Raw genomic sequence first — 16,213 nt, 5'->3', positions numbered from 1 at the left:
AATTCCGCCCATGAGTCCTGCCTTCCGCACTATCGCCCTGATCGGCAAGTACAAAAGCCCGGAGATCGCCGAATCCCTGATGTCGCTGGCGGAATTCCTCAAGAGCCGCGGCGTCGATGTGCTGGTCGAGGAGGGCACGGCCGACCTGGTGGGGGCCGACGGCTTTCCCGTTGTATCCTACGCCAGCATCGGCGAGCGCGCCGATCTGGCCATCGTGCTTGGCGGCGATGGCTCCATGCTGACCGCCGCACGCAAGCTGGCCGAATCGGATGTGCCGCTGGTGGGGGTGAATCAGGGGCGCCTCGGCTTCATGACCGACTTGGCCCGCGACGACATGCTGGATGGCATGGCCGACCTCCTGGAGGGCAAGTTCAAGGGCGAGCAGCGCTTCCTCCTCGATGCCTCGGTGCGGCGTGGCGATGCCGTCCTCTTCCAGACGCAGGCGCTCAACGACGTGGTGGTCAACAAGGGCGACCTCGGCCGCATGATCGAATTCGCCGTGTCCATCGACGGCGAATTCATCTACAACCAGCGCTCCGACGGCCTCATCATCGCCACGCCGACCGGCTCGACCGCGTATGCGCTGTCGGCCAATGGCCCGATCCTGCATCCCTCCGTGCCCGGCATTGCCCTGGTGCCGCTTTGCCCGCATGCCCTTTCGAACCGGCCGATCACCGTGAGCGACGACAGCCGCATCGAGATCGTCCTGCATGCGCCCCACCGCGCCCGCGTGCATGCCGACGGGCAGGAGAAGTTCGAACTCGAGGCGGGCGATCGCGTCAGCGTGGCCCGGTCGGGCCGCTCGATCCGCTTCCTGCATCCGCTCGGCTACAGCTATTTCGCCATGCTGCGCGAGAAGCTGCACTGGAGCGAAACGCCGCGCAGTTACTGATCCGCTGCCCGATGCTGCGCCGTCTCTACATCCGCAATTACGTCATTGTCGACCAGCTCGAACTGGAGTTCGCCACCGGCTTCGGCGCGCTGACCGGGGAAACCGGCGCGGGCAAGTCCATCCTGGTCGACGCGCTTACCCTGGTGCTGGGGGAACGTGCTGACGCGAACTCGGTGCGTAGCGGCTGCGAGAAGGCCGAGATCAGCGCCGAGTTTGCAGTGTCCACCGGCAGCCCGCTGGCCACATGGCTGCGCGCCAACGATTTTGATGACGATGCCTGCCTGCTGCGTCGGGTGATCGAATCGAGCGGCCGTTCCCGCGGCTACATCAACGGCGTACCGGCAACGCTGACCCAGATGCGCGAAGCCGCCGACTTCCTCGCCGACATCCATGGACAGCATGCCCATCACAGCCTGCTGCGCAGCGACGCGCAGCGCCAGCTGCTCGACGGCCTGGCCGGGCAGCGCCCCCAAGCCGACGAAGTGGCGGCCCTGCATGCGGCCTGGCGCAAGGCGAGGGAGGCAAGACTGACGGCGGAAAAGAATGCCGAGGCCAATACCCGCGAACGCGAGATGCTGGTCTGGCAGGTGAAGGAGGTCTCGGCGCTCGGCTTCGATGCCGGCACCTGGGCCGAGACCACTATTGAGCACAAGCGGCTGGCTCATGCCGCATCACTGCAGGCGGGCGTCGAGGAAGCGCTCGAAGGACTGTCCGAAGGCGAACTGGCGGCGATGTGGCAGGTCGAGCGCATGGGCGCCAGACTGCGCCAGTTGATCGACTATGACCCCTCCCTCAAGGACGCGCTGGAAACCATCGAGGGCGCCCAGATCCAGTTGCAGGAAGCCGCCCATGCCCTGCGCCATTATCGCGACCGCATCGACATCGATCCGGCGCGTCTGGCCGAGATCGAGGGCCGCATCCAGGCGGTGCACGACGCCGCGCGGAAATACCGCGTGCAGCCGGAAGAACTGCCGCATCTGCTGGCCGGCTGGGGCGCGCGCCTGGTCGAACTGGAAACCCTGCAGGATGCTGCCGCTCTCGCTGAACGCGAGGCGCAGGCGCAACGGGATTATTTGGCCCGTGCGGAAGCGCTGAGCAAGGGGCGCAGAAAGGCCGCCGCCGCCCTCGGCAAGGCGGTGACCGAAGCCATGCAGCAGTTGGCCATGCCCGGCGGCCGCTTTGAGGTGGCGCTGGAGAAATTGCCGGAGGGCGCCTCTTACGGTCTGGAGAATGTCGATTTCCGCGTCAGTGCGCATCCAGGCCAGCCTGGCGGCCCGCTCTCGAAAGTGGCTTCCGGCGGCGAACTCTCCCGCATCGGACTGTCCATCCAGGTCATCGCCTCGGCGGCGGGCAACGTGCCGACGCTGGTCTTCGACGAGGTCGATGTCGGCATCGGCGGCGGCGTTGCCGAGATCGTCGGGCGCCTGCTCAAGCAGCTCGGCGCCGAGCGCCAGGTGTTGTGCGTGACCCACCTGCCGCAGGTGGCGGCGCAGGCCGACTGGCAATGGACGATCGCCAAGGAAGGCAGTGGTGAGGGGGTCGTCAGCCGCGTCACGCCGCTGGACCGCGACGGCCGCATCGAGGAGATCGCCCGCATGCTGGGCGGCGTGAAGATCACTCCGACCACCCGCAAGCACGCGGCGGAAATGCTCGGCTACTGAGCCGTACCCGGGACGCCGAACATCGTCACGAGGCCGGTGACGATGAACATCCCTGCCGCGGCGATGCGGATCGCCTTCATCGGCAGCTTCTGCGCCAGCGCCTCGCCCACCAGCACTGCCGGAATGTTGGCGACCAGCATGCCCAGCGTCGTGCCGGCCACTACCGCAGCCAGCATGTCGAAGCGCGCGCTCAGCGCCACCGTCGCCAGTTGCGTCTTGTCGCCCATCTCCGCGATGAAGAAGGCGATCGCCGTGGTGACGAAGGCACCGGCCTTGCGCAGCTTAGGGTCGTCATCGAGGGAGTCCGGGTGCAGGGTCCACAGGCCGAAGCCGACGAAGAGCAGCCCGGTGGCCCAAGGCAGCACCTGCGGCGCAACCAGGCTGGCCAGCCAGACGCCGACCGAGCCGGCCAGCATGTGATTGAGAAGCGTGGCGACGAAAATCCCCAATATGATCGCGCCCGGCTTCCGCAGCCGGGCGGCGAGGACGAAGGACAACAGCTGCGTCTTGTCGCCGATCTCCGCCAGCGCGACGAGCAGTGTCGACGTCAGGAAGGCTTCCATCGATGCGGAAGGGTCAGCTATCCTGCTTTTTGTTCGGGCAGTTCGTCTTGGTGCAGTCGGCGTAGAGATAGAGGGCATGCTCGTGCACCTCGAAGCCGCGCTCCTTGGCTATCCTGGCCTGACGTTTCTCGATCTCCGGGTCATAGAACTCCTCGACCTTGCCGCACTGCAGGCAGACGAGGTGGTCGTGGTGCTTGCCCTCGTTCAACTCGAATACCGCCTTGCCGGACTCGAAGTAGTGCCGCTCGAGCAGCCCGGCCTGCTCGAATTGCGTCAGCACGCGATAGACAGTCGCCAGGCCGATATCCATGTCTTCGGCGATGAGCGCGCGGTAGACGTCCTCGGCGGTCATGTGGCGGCTGCCGGTATTGGCCTGGGCTTTCTGAAAGAGATCGAGAATCTTCAAGCGCGGGAAGGTCGCCTTGAGACCCATGCTTTTCAGATCTTGCGAGTTGCTCATGGTGGCAGCGGGGCAGGGAGGAATTCTCAGTATGATATAGTCTTGCGCGTTCGTTGAGAATTCCCGGCCTTCGATTCCGCATGAGATTCCTGCGCTACCTCTCTGTCCTGCTGCCCTTGGCGGCCTGTTCGAACGTGAAGATGCCCGACGTGGCATCCGCCATCACGCCCTACCGCATCGATATCCGCCAGGGCAATTACATTACCCAAGACATGGTTGCCCAGCTGAAACCCGGCATGACCCGCGACCAGGTCCGCTTCATTCTCGGCACGCCGCTGGTGGCGGATATCTTCCATGCCGAGCGCTGGGACTACATCTACAGCTTCAAGCCGGGCCGGGGCGAGCTACAGTTGCGGCGTTTCGCTGTCTTTTTCGTGGACAATAAGCTGGCGCGGGTGGCCGGGGACGTGGTCGGGGCCGAGCCGGGCGAGGAGGAAGCGGCGGCAACCGCCGCCGGCGCGCGTTCCCGCGTGATCGAGATCGCGCCGGATGCATCGGAGAAGAAGAAAGAAGAAGCCCGGGAAGGTGAGCAGAAGGCCGGGGCCGAGGCGAAACCCGATGGCGCGGCTCAGCCCGCCGAGAAAAATTGATCATCGCCGGACGTCCTGTCCGGCGTAGCGGCAAACCAGGAGCAGAACAATGAAGATCGCGATTGCCGGAAGTGCCGGCCGCATGGGGCGCACTCTGATCGAAGCCGTCTTGTCGGCAGGCGACATGCAGTTGGTTGCAGCGCTGGAACACGCGAACAGCCCCTTCCTCGGCAAGGATGCCGGCGAGCTCGTCGGCGCGCCCTGCGGAGTGAGCATCACGGCCGATTTCGACACGGCGCTTGCGAATGCAGACTGCCTGATCGATTTCACCCGCCCTGCGGGTACCTTGGCCCATCTAGCAAGCTGTCATAAGCGCGGTGTGGCGATGGTCATAGGGACAACCGGCCTCGAGACCGAACAGAAACTTGTGATCCAGGATGCCTCGCACAGCATTCCCATCGTCTTCGCACCGAACATGGCCGTCGGCGTCAATCTGGTCTTCAAGCTGCTCGACACCGCCGCCCGCGTACTCAGCCAAGGCTACGACATCGAGGTGATCGAGGCGCATCATCGCCATAAGGTCGATGCGCCTTCCGGTACGGCCTTGCGCATGGGGGAGGTGGTGGCGGAAGCGCTCGGACGCGACCTGTCGAAGTGCGCCGTCTACGGCCGTGAAGGCCTCACCGGGGAGCGTGACGCGTCAACCATCGGCTTTGCCACGGTGCGCGGCGGTGACATCGTCGGCGACCATACCGTCCTTTTTGCCGGCACCGGCGAGCGAGTCGAGATCACCCACAAAGCCGCTTCGCGCATGCCCTATGCGCTGGGCAGCCTGAGGGCGGCACGATTTCTGAAGGGACGGAAAAACGGCCTCTACGATATGCAGGATGTCTTGGGATTGCGTTGAGCGGGCCTTGCGCGTTTGCAGGACAAGCTCTTCCTAGGGTAAAATTCGAAAGTTTTATCCCGAGCGGGTCAGGCGCACAGCCTGCCCCGCTTCGCATATCTACAACAATCCGCAGCATTGCCCGTGTGTTGTCCCGGCATGCCTGCGCAGTGCCGACAGGAGCGCTTAAGTGTCTGATTTTCCGAAAGCCATCCTCGCCTTAGCGGATGGGACGGTATTTCGCGGAATCGGCATTGGTGCAACGGGTAGCAGTGTCGGCGAGGTGGTGTTCAATACCGCCATGACCGGTTACCAGGAAATCCTCACGGATCCCTCCTATTGCCGGCAGATCGTTACCCTCACCTATCCCCATATTGGCAACACGGGTATCAACCGCGAGGATTGCGAGGCGGCAAAAGTGCATGCCGCCGGCCTGGTGATCCGTGATCTGCCGCTGGTGGCCTCGAATTTCCGCTCCGAACAGACCCTGTCCGATTACCTGAAGGCCGAAAACGTCATCGCCATCGCCGGCATCGACACGCGCAAGCTGACCCGGATCCTGCGCGAGAAGGGGGCCCAGAACGGCTGCCTCATGAGCGGCGAGGTGGATGAGGAAAAGTCAGTCGCTGCGGCACGGCGTTTTCCCGGCCTGGCCGGCATGGATCTCGCCAAGGTGGTGAGCACGGAAGAATCCTATGAGTGGCGCGAGGGCGAGTGGCAGCTCGGCAAGGGCTATGTCGCGCAGGAGGCTTCGCGCTTTCACGTCGTCGCCTACGACTACGGCGTCAAGCGCAACATCCTGCGCATGCTGTCGAGCCGCGGCTGCCGCGTCACCGTGCTGCCTGCCCAGGCCACGGCGGCGGAAGCCCTGGCTCTGAATCCCGACGGCGTGTTCCTCTCCAACGGCCCGGGCGACCCCGAGCCCTGCGATTACGCCATTGCCGCCATCCGCGAAATCCTGTCGCGCGGCATCCCGACCTTCGGCATCTGCCTCGGCCACCAGTTGATGGGCCTGGCCTCGGGCGCTCGCACCGTGAAAATGAAGTTCGGACACCATGGAGCCAACCACCCGGTGAAGGATCTCGACACCGGCCAGGTGCTTATCACCAGCCAGAACCACGGCTTCGCCGTCGATGCTGACGCCTTACCGGCCAGCCTGCGCGTGACCCACGTCTCGCTCTTCGACGGCAGCCTGCAGGGCCTGGCGCGCACCGACGTGCCGGCCTTCTGCTTCCAGGGGCATCCCGAGGCGAGCCCGGGGCCACACGACGTGTCGTACCTGTTCGACCGTTTCATCAAGATGATGCAGGAAAATAAGGCGCAACATGCCTAAGCGCAGCGACATCCACTCGATCCTCATCATCGGCGCCGGTCCGATCATCATCGGTCAGGCCTGCGAGTTCGATTATTCCGGCGCCCAGGCCTGCAAGGCGCTGCGCGACGAGGGCTACAAGGTCATCCTGGTCAACTCCAACCCGGCGACGATCATGACGGATCCGGAGATGGCCGACGTCACCTACATCGAGCCGATCCACTGGACCGTCATCGAGAAGATCATCGCCAAGGAACGCCCCGACGCGTTGCTGCCGACGATGGGCGGCCAGACGGCGCTCAATTGCGCCCTCGACCTCGCCCGCCACGGCGTGCTGGAGAAATACGGCGTCGAGATGATCGGCGCCTCGCGCGAGGCCATCGACAAGGCCGAGGACCGCGAAAAGTTCAAGGCGGCGATGACCAAGATCGGGCTCGGCAGCGCGCGTTCCGCCATCGCACATAGCATGGAGGAAGCCTTGCAGGTGCAGGCCGCCCTCGGTTTCCCCTCGATCATCCGCCCGTCCTTCACCATGGGCGGCAGCGGCGGCGGCATCGCCTACAATCGCGAAGAGTTCGTCACCATCTGCGAGCGCGGCCTCGAGGCCAGCCCGACCAAGGAACTCCTCATCGAGGAGTCGCTGATCGGCTGGAAGGAATTCGAGATGGAGGTGGTGCGCGACCGCAAGGACAACTGCATCATCGTCTGCTCGATCGAGAACCTCGACCCGATGGGCGTGCACACCGGCGACTCCATCACCGTGGCGCCGGCGCAGACGCTGACGGACAAGGAATACCAGATCATGCGCGACGCCTCGATCGCCGTCCTGCGCGAGATCGGCGTCGATACCGGCGGCTCCAACGTGCAGTTTGCCATCAACCCGGCCGACGGCCGCATGATCGTCATCGAGATGAATCCGCGCGTGTCGCGCTCATCGGCGCTGGCATCGAAGGCCACCGGCTTCCCGATCGCCAAGGTGGCGGCCAAGCTGGCGGTGGGCTTCACGCTCGATGAGCTGCGAAATGAAATCACCGGCGGCGCCACGCCGGCCTCCTTCGAGCCGTCCATCGACTACGTCGTCACCAAGGTGCCGCGCTTCGCCTTCGAGAAGTTCCCCCAGGCCAACGACCGCCTGACCACCCAGATGAAATCGGTGGGCGAGGTGATGGCCATCGGCCGCACCTTCCAGGAGTCATTCCAGAAGGCCCTGCGCGGCCTGGAGGTCAGCGTCTACGGACTGGACGAGATCGAGGCCGACGAGGACACCATCGAGCAGGAGATCGCCAATCCCGGCGCCCAGCGCATGTGGTACCTCGGCCAGGCCTTCCGCGACGGCATGAACCTGGACAAGGCCTTCCAGCTGACGAAGATCGACCCCTGGTTCCTCGTCCAGATCGAAGACATCGTGCGCGAGGAAGCGGCGATGGCCGGGCAGAAGCTGCACGACCTCGACGCCGACGAGATGCGCCGCCTCAAGCGCAAGGGCTTCTCCGACCGGCGACTGGCGAAGCTGCTCGACACCACGGAAACCGCCGTGCGCTTGCATCGCCAGGCGCTCGGCGTGCGGCCGGTGTTCAAGCGCGTCGACACCTGCGCCGCGGAGTTCGCCACGCACACTGCCTACATGTATTCCACCTACGAGGAGGAATGCGAGGCGAATCCGACTTCGCGCAAGAAGATCATGGTGCTTGGCGGCGGACCCAACCGCATCGGCCAGGGCATCGAGTTCGACTACTGCTGCGTGCATGCGGCGCTGGCCATGCGCGAGGACGGCTATGAGACCATCATGGTCAATTGCAACCCGGAGACGGTGTCGACCGACTACGACACCTCCGACCGCCTGTATTTCGAGCCGCTCTCGCTGGAGGACATCCTCGAGATCGTGAACGTCGAGCAGCCCACGGGCGTCATCGTGCAGTTCGGCGGCCAGACGCCGTTGAAGCGCGCCCTCGACCTCGAGGCCAACGGCGTGCCGATCATCGGCACCAGCCCGGACATGATCGACGCCGCCGAGGACCGCGAGCGCTTCCAGCAGATGCTGCACGAGCTTGGCCTCAAGCAGCCGCCCAACCGCACGGCGCGCACCGAGGAGGATGCCATCCGCCTCGCCGCCGAGATCGGCTACCCGCTGGTGGTGCGACCGAGCTACGTTCTGGGCGGCCGCGCCATGGAGATCGTGCACGAGCAGAAGGATCTCGAGCGCTACATGCGCGACGCCATCAAGGTGTCCAACGACTCGCCGGTGCTGCTCGACCGCTTCCTCAACGACGCCACCGAGGTGGACGTCGACGCGCTGTCCGACGGCAGGCAGGTGATCATCGGCGGCATCATGCAGCACATCGAACAGGCCGGCGTGCATTCGGGCGACTCAGCCTGCTCGCTGCCGCCCTACACGCTGACGAAGGAAGTCCAGGACGTGCTTCGCGACCAGACCGAGAAGATGGCCAGGGCGCTCAACGTCGTCGGCCTGATGAACGTCCAGTTCGCCATCCAGGACGGCACGGTGTACGTGCTCGAAGTGAACCCGCGCGCCTCCCGCACCGTGCCCTTCGTCTCCAAGGCGACGGGGCTGCCGCTGGCCAAGGTGGCGGCGCGCTGCATGGCCGGCCGCTCGCTGGCCGAGCAGGGGGTTAACCGCGAAATCGTGCCACCCTACTATTCGGTCAAGGAAGCGGTGTTTCCCTTCAACAAGTTCCCCGGCGTCGACACCATCCTCGGTCCCGAGATGAAGTCCACCGGCGAGGTGATGGGCGTCGGTCGCAGCTTCGCCGAGGCTTTCGTCAAGTCGCAGCTGGCCGGCGGCACCCGGCTGCCGAAATCTGGCAAGGTCTTCGTCAGCGTCAAGGAACAGGACCGTGCCAAGGCGGTCGAAGTGGCAAAGGACCTGGCCGAGCTCGGCTTCACGCTGCTCGCCACGCGCGGCACCGGCGCGGCCATCGAGGCCACCGGCCTCAAGGTGCAGATCGTGAACAAGGTCGCCGAGGGGCGGCCGCACATCGTGGACATGATCAAGAACAACGAGGTGGCGCTGATCATCAACACCGTCGAGGAGAAGCGCCAGGCCATCGCCGATTCGCGTTCCATCCGCACCAGCGCCCTGGCCCAGCGCGTCACGGTCTTCACTACGATCGAGGGCGCCCGCGCCGCCTGTGCCGGCATGCACCATCTGGCCGAGCTGGAAACCTACGCCTTGCAGTCGCTGCACGCTGAGTTAGGATAAGCGACATGAGCAAGGTCCCCATCACCAAGGCGGGTGCGGAAATGCTGCGGCTGGAGCTGCACCGCCTGAAGACTGTCGATCGGCCGAACGTCGTGGCGGCCATCGCCGAGGCGCGCGCCCACGGCGACCTGTCCGAAAACGCGGAGTATGCCGCTGCGCGCGAGCGCCAGAGCTTCATCGAGGGGCGCATCCAGGAAATCGAGGGCAAGCTGGGCAATGCCCAGATCATCGATCCGAAACTGCTGGATGCCGACGGCCGTTGCGTCTTCGGCGCGACGGTCGACCTGGAAGACCAGGAAAGCGGCGACAAGGTCACCTACCAGATCGTCGGCGATGACGAAGCCGACCTGAAGCGCAACAAGATTTCCATCTCCTCGCCCATCGCACGCGCCCTGATCGGCAAGTACGCCGGCGACATCGCAGAGGTGAAGGCTCCCGGCGGCACGCGCGAGTACGAAATCCTCGACGTCCGCTACCTCTGAGTTTTACCGTGCGCCAGCTGGCGGAAAGCCTCTATGTTCTCGCCACTACCCTGTGGGTAGGCGGGCTCTGGGCCATCGGATTCATCGCTGCCCCCTCGTTGTTCGCTTCGCTGAAGGATCGCGTCCTCGCCGGAGAACTGGCGGGCAACCTGTTCGGCTTCATGGCGTGGGTGGGAATCACTTGCGCGACCTATTTGCTGGCCTATCTTGTCGTGCGGCGGGGGCAGGCCGTGCTCCGGTCGGGCGTATTCTGGCTGGTGCTGTCAATGCTGGTGCTGGCCTTGGTCGGGCATTTCGGCATCCAGCCGATACTGGTCGAGTTGAAAGCTGAGGCCTGGCCGCACAGCGTCATGGAAAGTGCGGTGAAGAGCCGTTTTGCCGCTTGGCATGGCTTTGCCGGCGGCCTCTATGTATTGCAAAGCCTGCTGGGCGCAGCCCTGGTGCTGCTGCAGGGTCGGGTGCGTTGAGCTATTTTTTTAGGCGCCGGCGCGGGTTTGCAGGGTTGGCGAGAGTTTTCGGCTTGGTACGGGAGGCGGTTTTTTTCACCGGCTTTGCGGTTGTGGCCGGCGCTTCGGGATTGGCACGGTATACCACCAGGACATTGCCGATGTGCTGAACCGGTGCGGCGTCCAGGCGGTTGCAGATTTCAGCAAGCAGGGCTTCGCGTTCGTCGCGCTCGACGTCATAGACGCGCACCTTGATCAGTTCGTGCGCCCTGAGGCTGCGGTCGATCTCGGCGAGGACGGCGTTGCTGAGGCCGTTCTGACTGATGCTGGCGACGGGATGCAGGCTGTGGGCGCGGGCGCGAAGTGCGCTGCGCTGGGATGAAGTCAGTTCGATCATTGGCGGATTTTACGCGGTGAAGAAGCACAAGACCAGCAAGGCCTGGATGCACGAGCATGTCACCGACCATTACGTCCAGCGGGCGAAGGCGGAAGGCTGGCGTTCGCGTGCCGCCTTCAAGCTGATGGAAATCGATGAATGGGACAAGGGCGGGAGCCGTCTGTTGCATCCGGGCATGGTGGTAGTCGACCTTGGCGCTGCGCCGGGCGGCTGGTCGCAGGTGGCGGCTGAACGTGTCGGCAGTGGTGGCCGGGTGCTGGCGCTCGATCTGCTGGAGATGGGGCCAGTCGCCGGTGTCGAGTTCATCCAGGGTGATTTTCGCGAGGACGCCGTGCTGTCGGAACTGACTTTGCGGCTCGGCGGCCGGCCGGTCGACCTTGTGATTTCCGATATGGCCCCCAATATCTCAGGTATCGCCGTCTCGGACCAGGCCCGTGTCATGCACCTAGCCGAACTGGCACTGGACTTCGCCGCCGCGCATTTGAAGCCCGGCGGAAATTTCCTGGTGAAGACCTTCCAGGGCGAGGGCTTTGATGCCTTCCGCAGGGCGATGGCAGCGGCGTTCGACAAGGTGGTCGTGCGCAAGCCGAAATCCTCGCGCGACCGCAGCAGCGAGGTGTATCTCCTCGGCCTGGGCAGCCGCCCCCATTCGCGGGAGGGGTAATGCCGTCCTTGCCCCGGTTTGCGCCGGGCGGGGAACGGTCTTAGAATGCATCGGTCGTATTGTTTGTCGGGCCCCTGACGGGCCATAGAGGAACCGCTTGAACAATCTTTTCAAGAATCTCGCAATCTGGCTGGTCATCGGCGTCGTGCTGATGACCGTCTTCAACCAGTTCAGCACGCGCCAGGTGGCGCAGAACACGCTCGAATACTCCCAGTTCCTCGACGAGGTCAAGGCCGGGCGCATCGCCAAGGTGGTGATCCAGGGCCGCACGCTCGAGGCGACTACCACGGAAGGCAAGAAGATCATCTCCTACGCGCCGGCCGACCTGTGGATGGTGAGCGACCTGCTCAAGAACAACGTCAAGGTGGTGGCAAAGCCCGAGGAGGAACAGTCCTTCCTCATGAACCTCTTCGTCTCCTGGTTCCCGATGCTGTTGCTGATCGGCGTCTGGATTTTCTTCATGCGCCAGATGCAGGGCGGCGGCAAGGGCGGCGCCTTCTCCTTCGGCAAGTCGCGCGCCCGCATGATGGACGAGTCGGCCAACACCGTAACCTTCGCCGACGTCGCCGGCTGCGACGAGGCCAAGGAGGACGTCTCCGAGTTGGTCGACTTCCTGCGCGACCCGACCAAGTTCCAGAAGCTGGGCGGGCGCATCCCGCGCGGCGTGCTGATGGTCGGCAACCCCGGCACGGGCAAGACCCTGCTGGCGAAGGCCATTGCCGGCGAGGCGAAGGTGCCGTTCTTCTCGATTTCCGGCTCCGACTTCGTCGAGATGTTCGTCGGCGTCGGCGCCGCCCGCGTGCGCGACATGTTCGAGCAGGCCAAGAAACACGCGCCGTGCATCATCTTCATCGACGAAATCGATGCGGTCGGCCGCCAGCGCGGCGCCGGCCTGGGCGGCGGCAACGACGAGCGCGAGCAGACGCTCAACCAGCTGCTGGTCGAGATGGATGGCTTCGAGGGTACCGCCGGCGTCATCGTCATTGCCGCCACCAACCGTCCGGACGTGCTCGACCCGGCACTCTTGCGCCCCGGCCGTTTCGACCGCCAGGTGGTGGTGCCGCTGCCGGACATCCGCGGCCGCGAGCAGATTCTCATGGTGCACATGCGCAAGGTGCCTGTGGCGCCGGACGTCAAGGCCGACATCATCGCCCGCGGCACGCCAGGCTTCTCCGGCGCCGACCTCGCCAACCTGGTGAACGAGGCGGCGCTGTTCGCCGCGCGCGGCAACAAGCGCCTGGTCGACATGGAAGACTTCGAGCGCGCCAAGGACAAGATCATGATGGGCGCCGAGCGGCGCTCCATGGTCATGCCCGAGGAGGAGCGCAGGAACACCGCCTACCACGAGTCGGGCCACGTACTGGTCGCCAAGCTGCTGCCGAAGACCGACCCGGTGCACAAGGTCACCATCATCCCGCGCGGCCGCGCCTTGGGCGTGACCATGCAGCTGCCCGAGCAGGACCGCTACAGCCAGGACCGCGATCGCCTGCTGAACACCATCGCGGTGCTCTTCGGCGGCCGCATCGCCGAAGAGATTTTCATGAACCAGATGACCACCGGTGCATCGAACGACTTCGAGCGCGCCACCGACATTGCCCGCCGCATGGTGACGCAGTGGGGCATGTCGGACGCCCTCGGCACGATGGTGTATGGCGAGAACGAAGGAGAGGTCTTCCTCGGCCGCTCGATCACCACGCACAAGAACGTTTCGGAAGCGACCATGCAGCAGGTCGATGCCGAGATCCGCCGCATCATCGACCAGCAGTACGGCTTGGCGCGGCGCCTGATCGAGGAGAATCGCGACAAGGTCGAGGCCATGACCCAGGCCCTGCTCGAGTGGGAGACCCTCGACGCCGACCAGATCAACGACATCATGGCCGGCAAGCCGCCGCGCGAGCCCAAGCGCACCACGCCGCCGGCCAGCACGCCGGCCGACAATTCTCCGGGCGCGGCGCCCAACGCGGCTGCACCGGCGTAATCCGATTCTATTGACAAGAGGCCGGATCGGGCAACCGATCCGGCCTTGTTTTATGCCCACTCATCTCGTTTGCGGCACGTTCCGCCTGTCCCTCGCGCGTCCGCTCGTGATGGGCATCGTCAACGTCACGCCGGACTCGTTTTCCGACGGCGGGCGCTACTTCGATCCGGCGCAGGCCGTCGCGCATGCGCGGCAACTGGTCGAGGAGGGGGCCGACATCCTCGATATCGGCGGCGAATCCTCGCGGCCGGGCGCGCAATCCGTCACTGTGGAAGAAGAGCTGCGCCGAGTCCTGCCGGTGGTCGAGGCGTTGGCCGGCGACGGCATCCCGCTCTCGATCGACACGATGAAACCCGAGGTGATGCGCCGGGCCGTCGCAGCGGGCGCTTCAATCATCAACGATATCGCCGCCTTGCAGGCGCCCGGGGCACAGGAGGCGGCGGCGGAATCGGGCGCGGCCGTCTGCCTGATGCACATGCAGGGCGAGCCGCGCACCATGCAGGCCGACCCGCGCTACGGCGATGTCGTGGCGGAGGTGCGCGATTTTCTCGGGCTGCGTGTGGCGGCGGCACAGGCGGCGGGCATCGCCGCCGAGCGCATCATCGTCGACCCCGGCTTCGGCTTCGGCAAGCGGCTAGAGCACAATCTGGCCCTGCTGCGGCAACTGGCGCGCTTCGGCAACCTGGGCGCCTGCGTGCTGGCCGGCCTGTCGCGCAAGTCCATGCTCGGCGAGATCACCGGGAGGAAAGTCAGCCAGCGCGACACGGCGAGCTTGGCGGCGGCGCTCCTCGCCGCGCAGAATGGGGCTAAAATCCTGCGCGTTCATGATGTGGCGGCAACGCGAGATGCATTGGCGGTTTGGCAGGCCGTCGCGGCGAAGGATTGAAGGCATGACCAGAAAATATTTCGGCACGGACGGCGTGCGCGGCACGGTGGGAGAAGCGCCCATCACGCCCGACTTTGTCATGCGCCTGGGCTACGCCGCCGGCACCACATTGGTGGCGCGCGAACATCTTCCTTCAGGGGAACATCCGGCCGTACTGATCGGCAAGGACACGCGCATTTCCGGTTATATGCTGGAAGCGGCGCTGGAAGCCGGCTTCGCCGCGGCCGGGGTGGACGTCATGCTGACGGGCCCGCTGCCGACGCCGGCCATCGCCTACCTGACCCGCGCCCTCAGATTGCAGGCCGGCGTGGTCATCTCTGCCTCGCACAATCCTTATCCAGACAACGGCATCAAGTTCTTCTCCGCCGCCGGCACCAAGCTGCCCGACGCGGTGGAGGCGGAGATCGAGTCGCGCCTGGAGCAGCCGATGGGCTGCGCTGCTCCGGCACAACTCGGCAAGGCGCGACGCGTCGAAGATGCCGCCGGACGCTACATCGAGTTCTGCAAGAGCACCTTTCCCGCCGAGCTCGACCTGCGCGGCTTGAAGATCGTGGTCGACTGTGCCCACGGCGCGGCCTACCACATCGCACCGAAGGTGTTCCACGAACTGGGCGCCGAAGTGCATGCCATCGGCGCCGAGCCGGACGGCCTCAACATCAACGACCAGGTTGGCGCCACATCGCCGCAGGCACTGCAGCAGGCGGTGGTGGCGCAGGGCGCCGATCTCGGCATCGCGCTCGACGGAGACGGCGACCGGGTCATGATGGTGGACGGAAAAGGACGCCTCTACGACGGTGACCAGCTGCTCTACGTCATTGCCCGTAGCCGTCTGGAGAACGGCGGACTGGTCGGCGTGGTGGGTACGCTGATGACCAACCTGGGCATGGAACATGCGCTGGCCAGGTTGGGGGTGCCGATCGTGCGCGCCAGGGTCGGCGACCGCTATGTCCTGGAAACGCTGATCGAGCGCGGCTGGAAGCTGGGCGGCGAGAATTCCGGCCACATCATCTGCCTCGACCGCCATACCACGGGGGATGGCATCGTCTCCGCCCTGCAGGTGTTGGCGGCGCTGCGGTTGCAGCATGCCACCCTGGAGGCGGCTTGCGCCGACCTGGCGCTGTATCCACAGACTCTGGTGAACGTCAGGTTGCCCAACGGCTTCGACTGGCAGGATCGCCCCGAGATCGAATCGGCGCGGCTCGCCGCGGAAAGAGAGCTGGGCGATTCCGGGCGCGTGCTGCTGCGTGCCTCCGGTACCGAGCCGCTGTTGCGCGTGATGGTCGAAGGGCGCGAGGCGCAGCAGGTGGCGAGCCTGGCGAGGGGCATCGCCGAAGTCATCCAGCGCGCAGTGGCGTGATCGGCCTGCTGCAGCGCGTCTCCTCGGCGCGCATCGATATCGGCGGTGAAACCGTCGGCGTCATCGGTCGGGGCCTTCTGGTGCTGGTCTGCGCCGAGCGGGGCGACGACGAGGCGAGCGCTGGCCGCCTGCTCGAACGCCTGCTCAACTACCGTGTCTTCTCCGATAAGCTGGGCAAGATGAACCTGAGCCTGCGAGACGTCGGCGGCGGTCTTCTGTTGGTGCCGCAATTTACCCTCGCCGCCGATACCAACAGCGGCAACCGCCCCAGCTTTACCCCTGCAGCGCCGCCGAAGGAGGGCCGGCGGCTGTTCGACTTCCTCGTGTCCCGCGCGGCCGGAATCCATGCAGGGACCGCCAGCGGACGCTTTGGTGCCGAAATGCAGGTCAGTCTGACCAACGACGGCCCCGCCACCTTCTGGCTGCGCGTGCCCCCCGCTGCCTGATCGGGTTTTGATTTGACCGAAGAGTGTCAAGGC

Annotated in this window: 16 protein-coding genes; 13 read left to right on the top strand and 3 right to left on the bottom strand. The window is 65.3% G+C overall.

Annotated features, from left to right (window positions below; genetic code table 11):
- The first annotated feature begins 10 nt into the window (after nt 1-10).
- Nucleotides 11-892, top strand: coding sequence for an NAD kinase (locus ROZ00_07915; GenBank protein ID MDT3736132.1), 882 nt, complete (start codon nt 11-13; stop codon nt 890-892).
- Between the two features lie 11 nt (nt 893-903).
- Nucleotides 904-2,553, top strand: coding sequence for a DNA repair protein RecN (recN, locus tag ROZ00_07910; protein MDT3736131.1), 1,650 nt, complete (start codon nt 904-906; stop codon nt 2,551-2,553).
- On the opposite strand, the gene ROZ00_07905 is transcribed toward recN, so the two are convergent.
- The gene (locus tag ROZ00_07905) at nt 2,547-3,116 is read right to left on the bottom strand and encodes a TMEM165/GDT1 family protein (protein ID MDT3736130.1); all 570 of its coding nucleotides are present in this window, start codon (nt 3,114-3,116) and stop codon (nt 2,547-2,549) included. The two genes, recN and ROZ00_07905, sit on opposite strands and share 7 nt — an antisense overlap.
- Nucleotides 3,117-3,129: 13 nt before the next feature.
- Complete coding sequence (gene fur / locus ROZ00_07900) at nt 3,130-3,576, bottom strand: ferric iron uptake transcriptional regulator (GenBank protein ID MDT3736129.1); 447 nt, start codon at nt 3,574-3,576, stop codon at nt 3,130-3,132.
- Nucleotides 3,577-3,656: 80 nt separating this feature from the next.
- Here fur and ROZ00_07895 point away from each other — a divergent pair, with 80 nt between their 5' ends.
- From ROZ00_07895 to ROZ00_07870, 6 genes are all read left to right on the top strand, one after another.
- Nucleotides 3,657-4,166, top strand: coding sequence for an outer membrane protein assembly factor BamE (locus ROZ00_07895; protein ID MDT3736128.1), 510 nt, complete (start codon nt 3,657-3,659; stop codon nt 4,164-4,166).
- Nucleotides 4,167-4,215: 49 nt separating this feature from the next.
- The gene (gene dapB, locus ROZ00_07890; protein MDT3736127.1) at nt 4,216-5,013 is read left to right on the top strand and encodes a 4-hydroxy-tetrahydrodipicolinate reductase; all 798 of its coding nucleotides are present in this window, start codon (nt 4,216-4,218) and stop codon (nt 5,011-5,013) included.
- A 169-nt stretch (nt 5,014-5,182) separates the two neighbouring features.
- Nucleotides 5,183-6,325, top strand: coding sequence for a glutamine-hydrolyzing carbamoyl-phosphate synthase small subunit (carA, locus tag ROZ00_07885; GenBank protein MDT3736126.1), 1,143 nt, complete (start codon nt 5,183-5,185; stop codon nt 6,323-6,325).
- Complete coding sequence (carB, locus tag ROZ00_07880) at nt 6,318-9,524, top strand: carbamoyl-phosphate synthase large subunit (GenBank protein MDT3736125.1); 3,207 nt, start codon at nt 6,318-6,320, stop codon at nt 9,522-9,524. The genes carA and carB overlap by 8 nt, the downstream gene beginning before the upstream one ends.
- Before the next feature lie 5 nt (nt 9,525-9,529).
- The gene (gene greA, locus ROZ00_07875) at nt 9,530-10,006 is read left to right on the top strand and encodes a transcription elongation factor GreA (GenBank protein ID MDT3736124.1); all 477 of its coding nucleotides are present in this window, start codon (nt 9,530-9,532) and stop codon (nt 10,004-10,006) included.
- Nucleotides 10,007-10,014: 8 nt separating this feature from the next.
- Nucleotides 10,015-10,473: a DUF4149 domain-containing protein gene (locus ROZ00_07870; GenBank protein MDT3736123.1), complete on the top strand. Its 459-nt coding sequence runs from the start codon at nt 10,015-10,017 to the stop codon at nt 10,471-10,473.
- 1 nt (nt 10,474) lies between these two features.
- Here the strand turns inward: ROZ00_07870 and ROZ00_07865 are convergent, their stop codons facing one another.
- Complete coding sequence (locus ROZ00_07865; GenBank protein MDT3736122.1) at nt 10,475-10,849, bottom strand: YhbY family RNA-binding protein; 375 nt, start codon at nt 10,847-10,849, stop codon at nt 10,475-10,477.
- Between the two features lie 16 nt (nt 10,850-10,865).
- On the opposite strand from ROZ00_07865, the gene ROZ00_07860 reads away from it, so the two are divergent.
- The 5 genes from ROZ00_07860 to dtd all read left to right on the top strand — a co-directional run bounded on the left by ROZ00_07860 (nt 10,866) and on the right by dtd (nt 16,180).
- Nucleotides 10,866-11,513 (top strand): RlmE family RNA methyltransferase, encoded by a 648-nt coding sequence (locus ROZ00_07860; protein ID MDT3736121.1) that lies wholly within the window; start codon nt 10,866-10,868, stop codon nt 11,511-11,513.
- 97 nt (nt 11,514-11,610) lie between these two features.
- Nucleotides 11,611-13,491 carry an ATP-dependent zinc metalloprotease FtsH gene (ftsH, locus tag ROZ00_07855; GenBank protein MDT3736120.1) on the top strand — a complete coding sequence of 627 codons (1,881 nt, stop codon included), beginning with the start codon at nt 11,611-11,613 and terminating at the stop codon, nt 13,489-13,491.
- Between the two features lie 52 nt (nt 13,492-13,543).
- Nucleotides 13,544-14,377, top strand: coding sequence for a dihydropteroate synthase (folP, locus tag ROZ00_07850; GenBank protein MDT3736119.1), 834 nt, complete (start codon nt 13,544-13,546; stop codon nt 14,375-14,377).
- A gap of 4 nt (nt 14,378-14,381) precedes the next feature.
- The gene (glmM, locus tag ROZ00_07845; GenBank protein ID MDT3736118.1) at nt 14,382-15,734 is read left to right on the top strand and encodes a phosphoglucosamine mutase; all 1,353 of its coding nucleotides are present in this window, start codon (nt 14,382-14,384) and stop codon (nt 15,732-15,734) included.
- Complete coding sequence (dtd, locus tag ROZ00_07840; protein MDT3736117.1) at nt 15,731-16,180, top strand: D-aminoacyl-tRNA deacylase; 450 nt, start codon at nt 15,731-15,733, stop codon at nt 16,178-16,180. The genes glmM and dtd overlap by 4 nt, the downstream gene beginning before the upstream one ends.
- The last annotated feature ends 33 nt before the right edge of the window (nt 16,181-16,213 follow it).

This window comes from Denitratisoma sp., assembly GCA_032027165.1.
Lineage (GTDB): Bacteria > Pseudomonadota > Gammaproteobacteria > Burkholderiales > Rhodocyclaceae > Desulfobacillus.
This window is presented reverse-complemented; position numbering and strand designations above follow the sequence as displayed.

Excerpts from the sequence above, each read along its gene's own strand:
- ROZ00_07915 (MDT3736132.1), top strand. The coding sequence starts at position 11 with ATGAGTCCTGCCTTCCGCACTATCGCCCTGATCGGCAAGTACAAAAGC.
- recN (MDT3736131.1), top strand. The coding sequence starts at position 904 with ATGCTGCGCCGTCTCTACATCCGCAATTACGTCATTGTCGACCAGCTC.
- ROZ00_07905 (MDT3736130.1), bottom strand. The coding sequence starts at position 3,116 with ATGGAAGCCTTCCTGACGTCGACACTGCTCGTCGCGCTGGCGGAGATC.
- fur (MDT3736129.1), bottom strand. The coding sequence starts at position 3,576 with ATGAGCAACTCGCAAGATCTGAAAAGCATGGGTCTCAAGGCGACCTTC.
- ROZ00_07895 (MDT3736128.1), top strand. The coding sequence starts at position 3,657 with ATGAGATTCCTGCGCTACCTCTCTGTCCTGCTGCCCTTGGCGGCCTGT.
- dapB (MDT3736127.1), top strand. The coding sequence starts at position 4,216 with ATGAAGATCGCGATTGCCGGAAGTGCCGGCCGCATGGGGCGCACTCTG.
- carB (MDT3736125.1), top strand. The coding sequence starts at position 6,318 with ATGCCTAAGCGCAGCGACATCCACTCGATCCTCATCATCGGCGCCGGT.
- greA (MDT3736124.1), top strand. The coding sequence starts at position 9,530 with ATGAGCAAGGTCCCCATCACCAAGGCGGGTGCGGAAATGCTGCGGCTG.
- ROZ00_07865 (MDT3736122.1), bottom strand. The coding sequence starts at position 10,849 with ATGATCGAACTGACTTCATCCCAGCGCAGCGCACTTCGCGCCCGCGCC.
- folP (MDT3736119.1), top strand. The coding sequence starts at position 13,544 with ATGCCCACTCATCTCGTTTGCGGCACGTTCCGCCTGTCCCTCGCGCGT.
- glmM (MDT3736118.1), top strand. The coding sequence starts at position 14,382 with ATGACCAGAAAATATTTCGGCACGGACGGCGTGCGCGGCACGGTGGGA.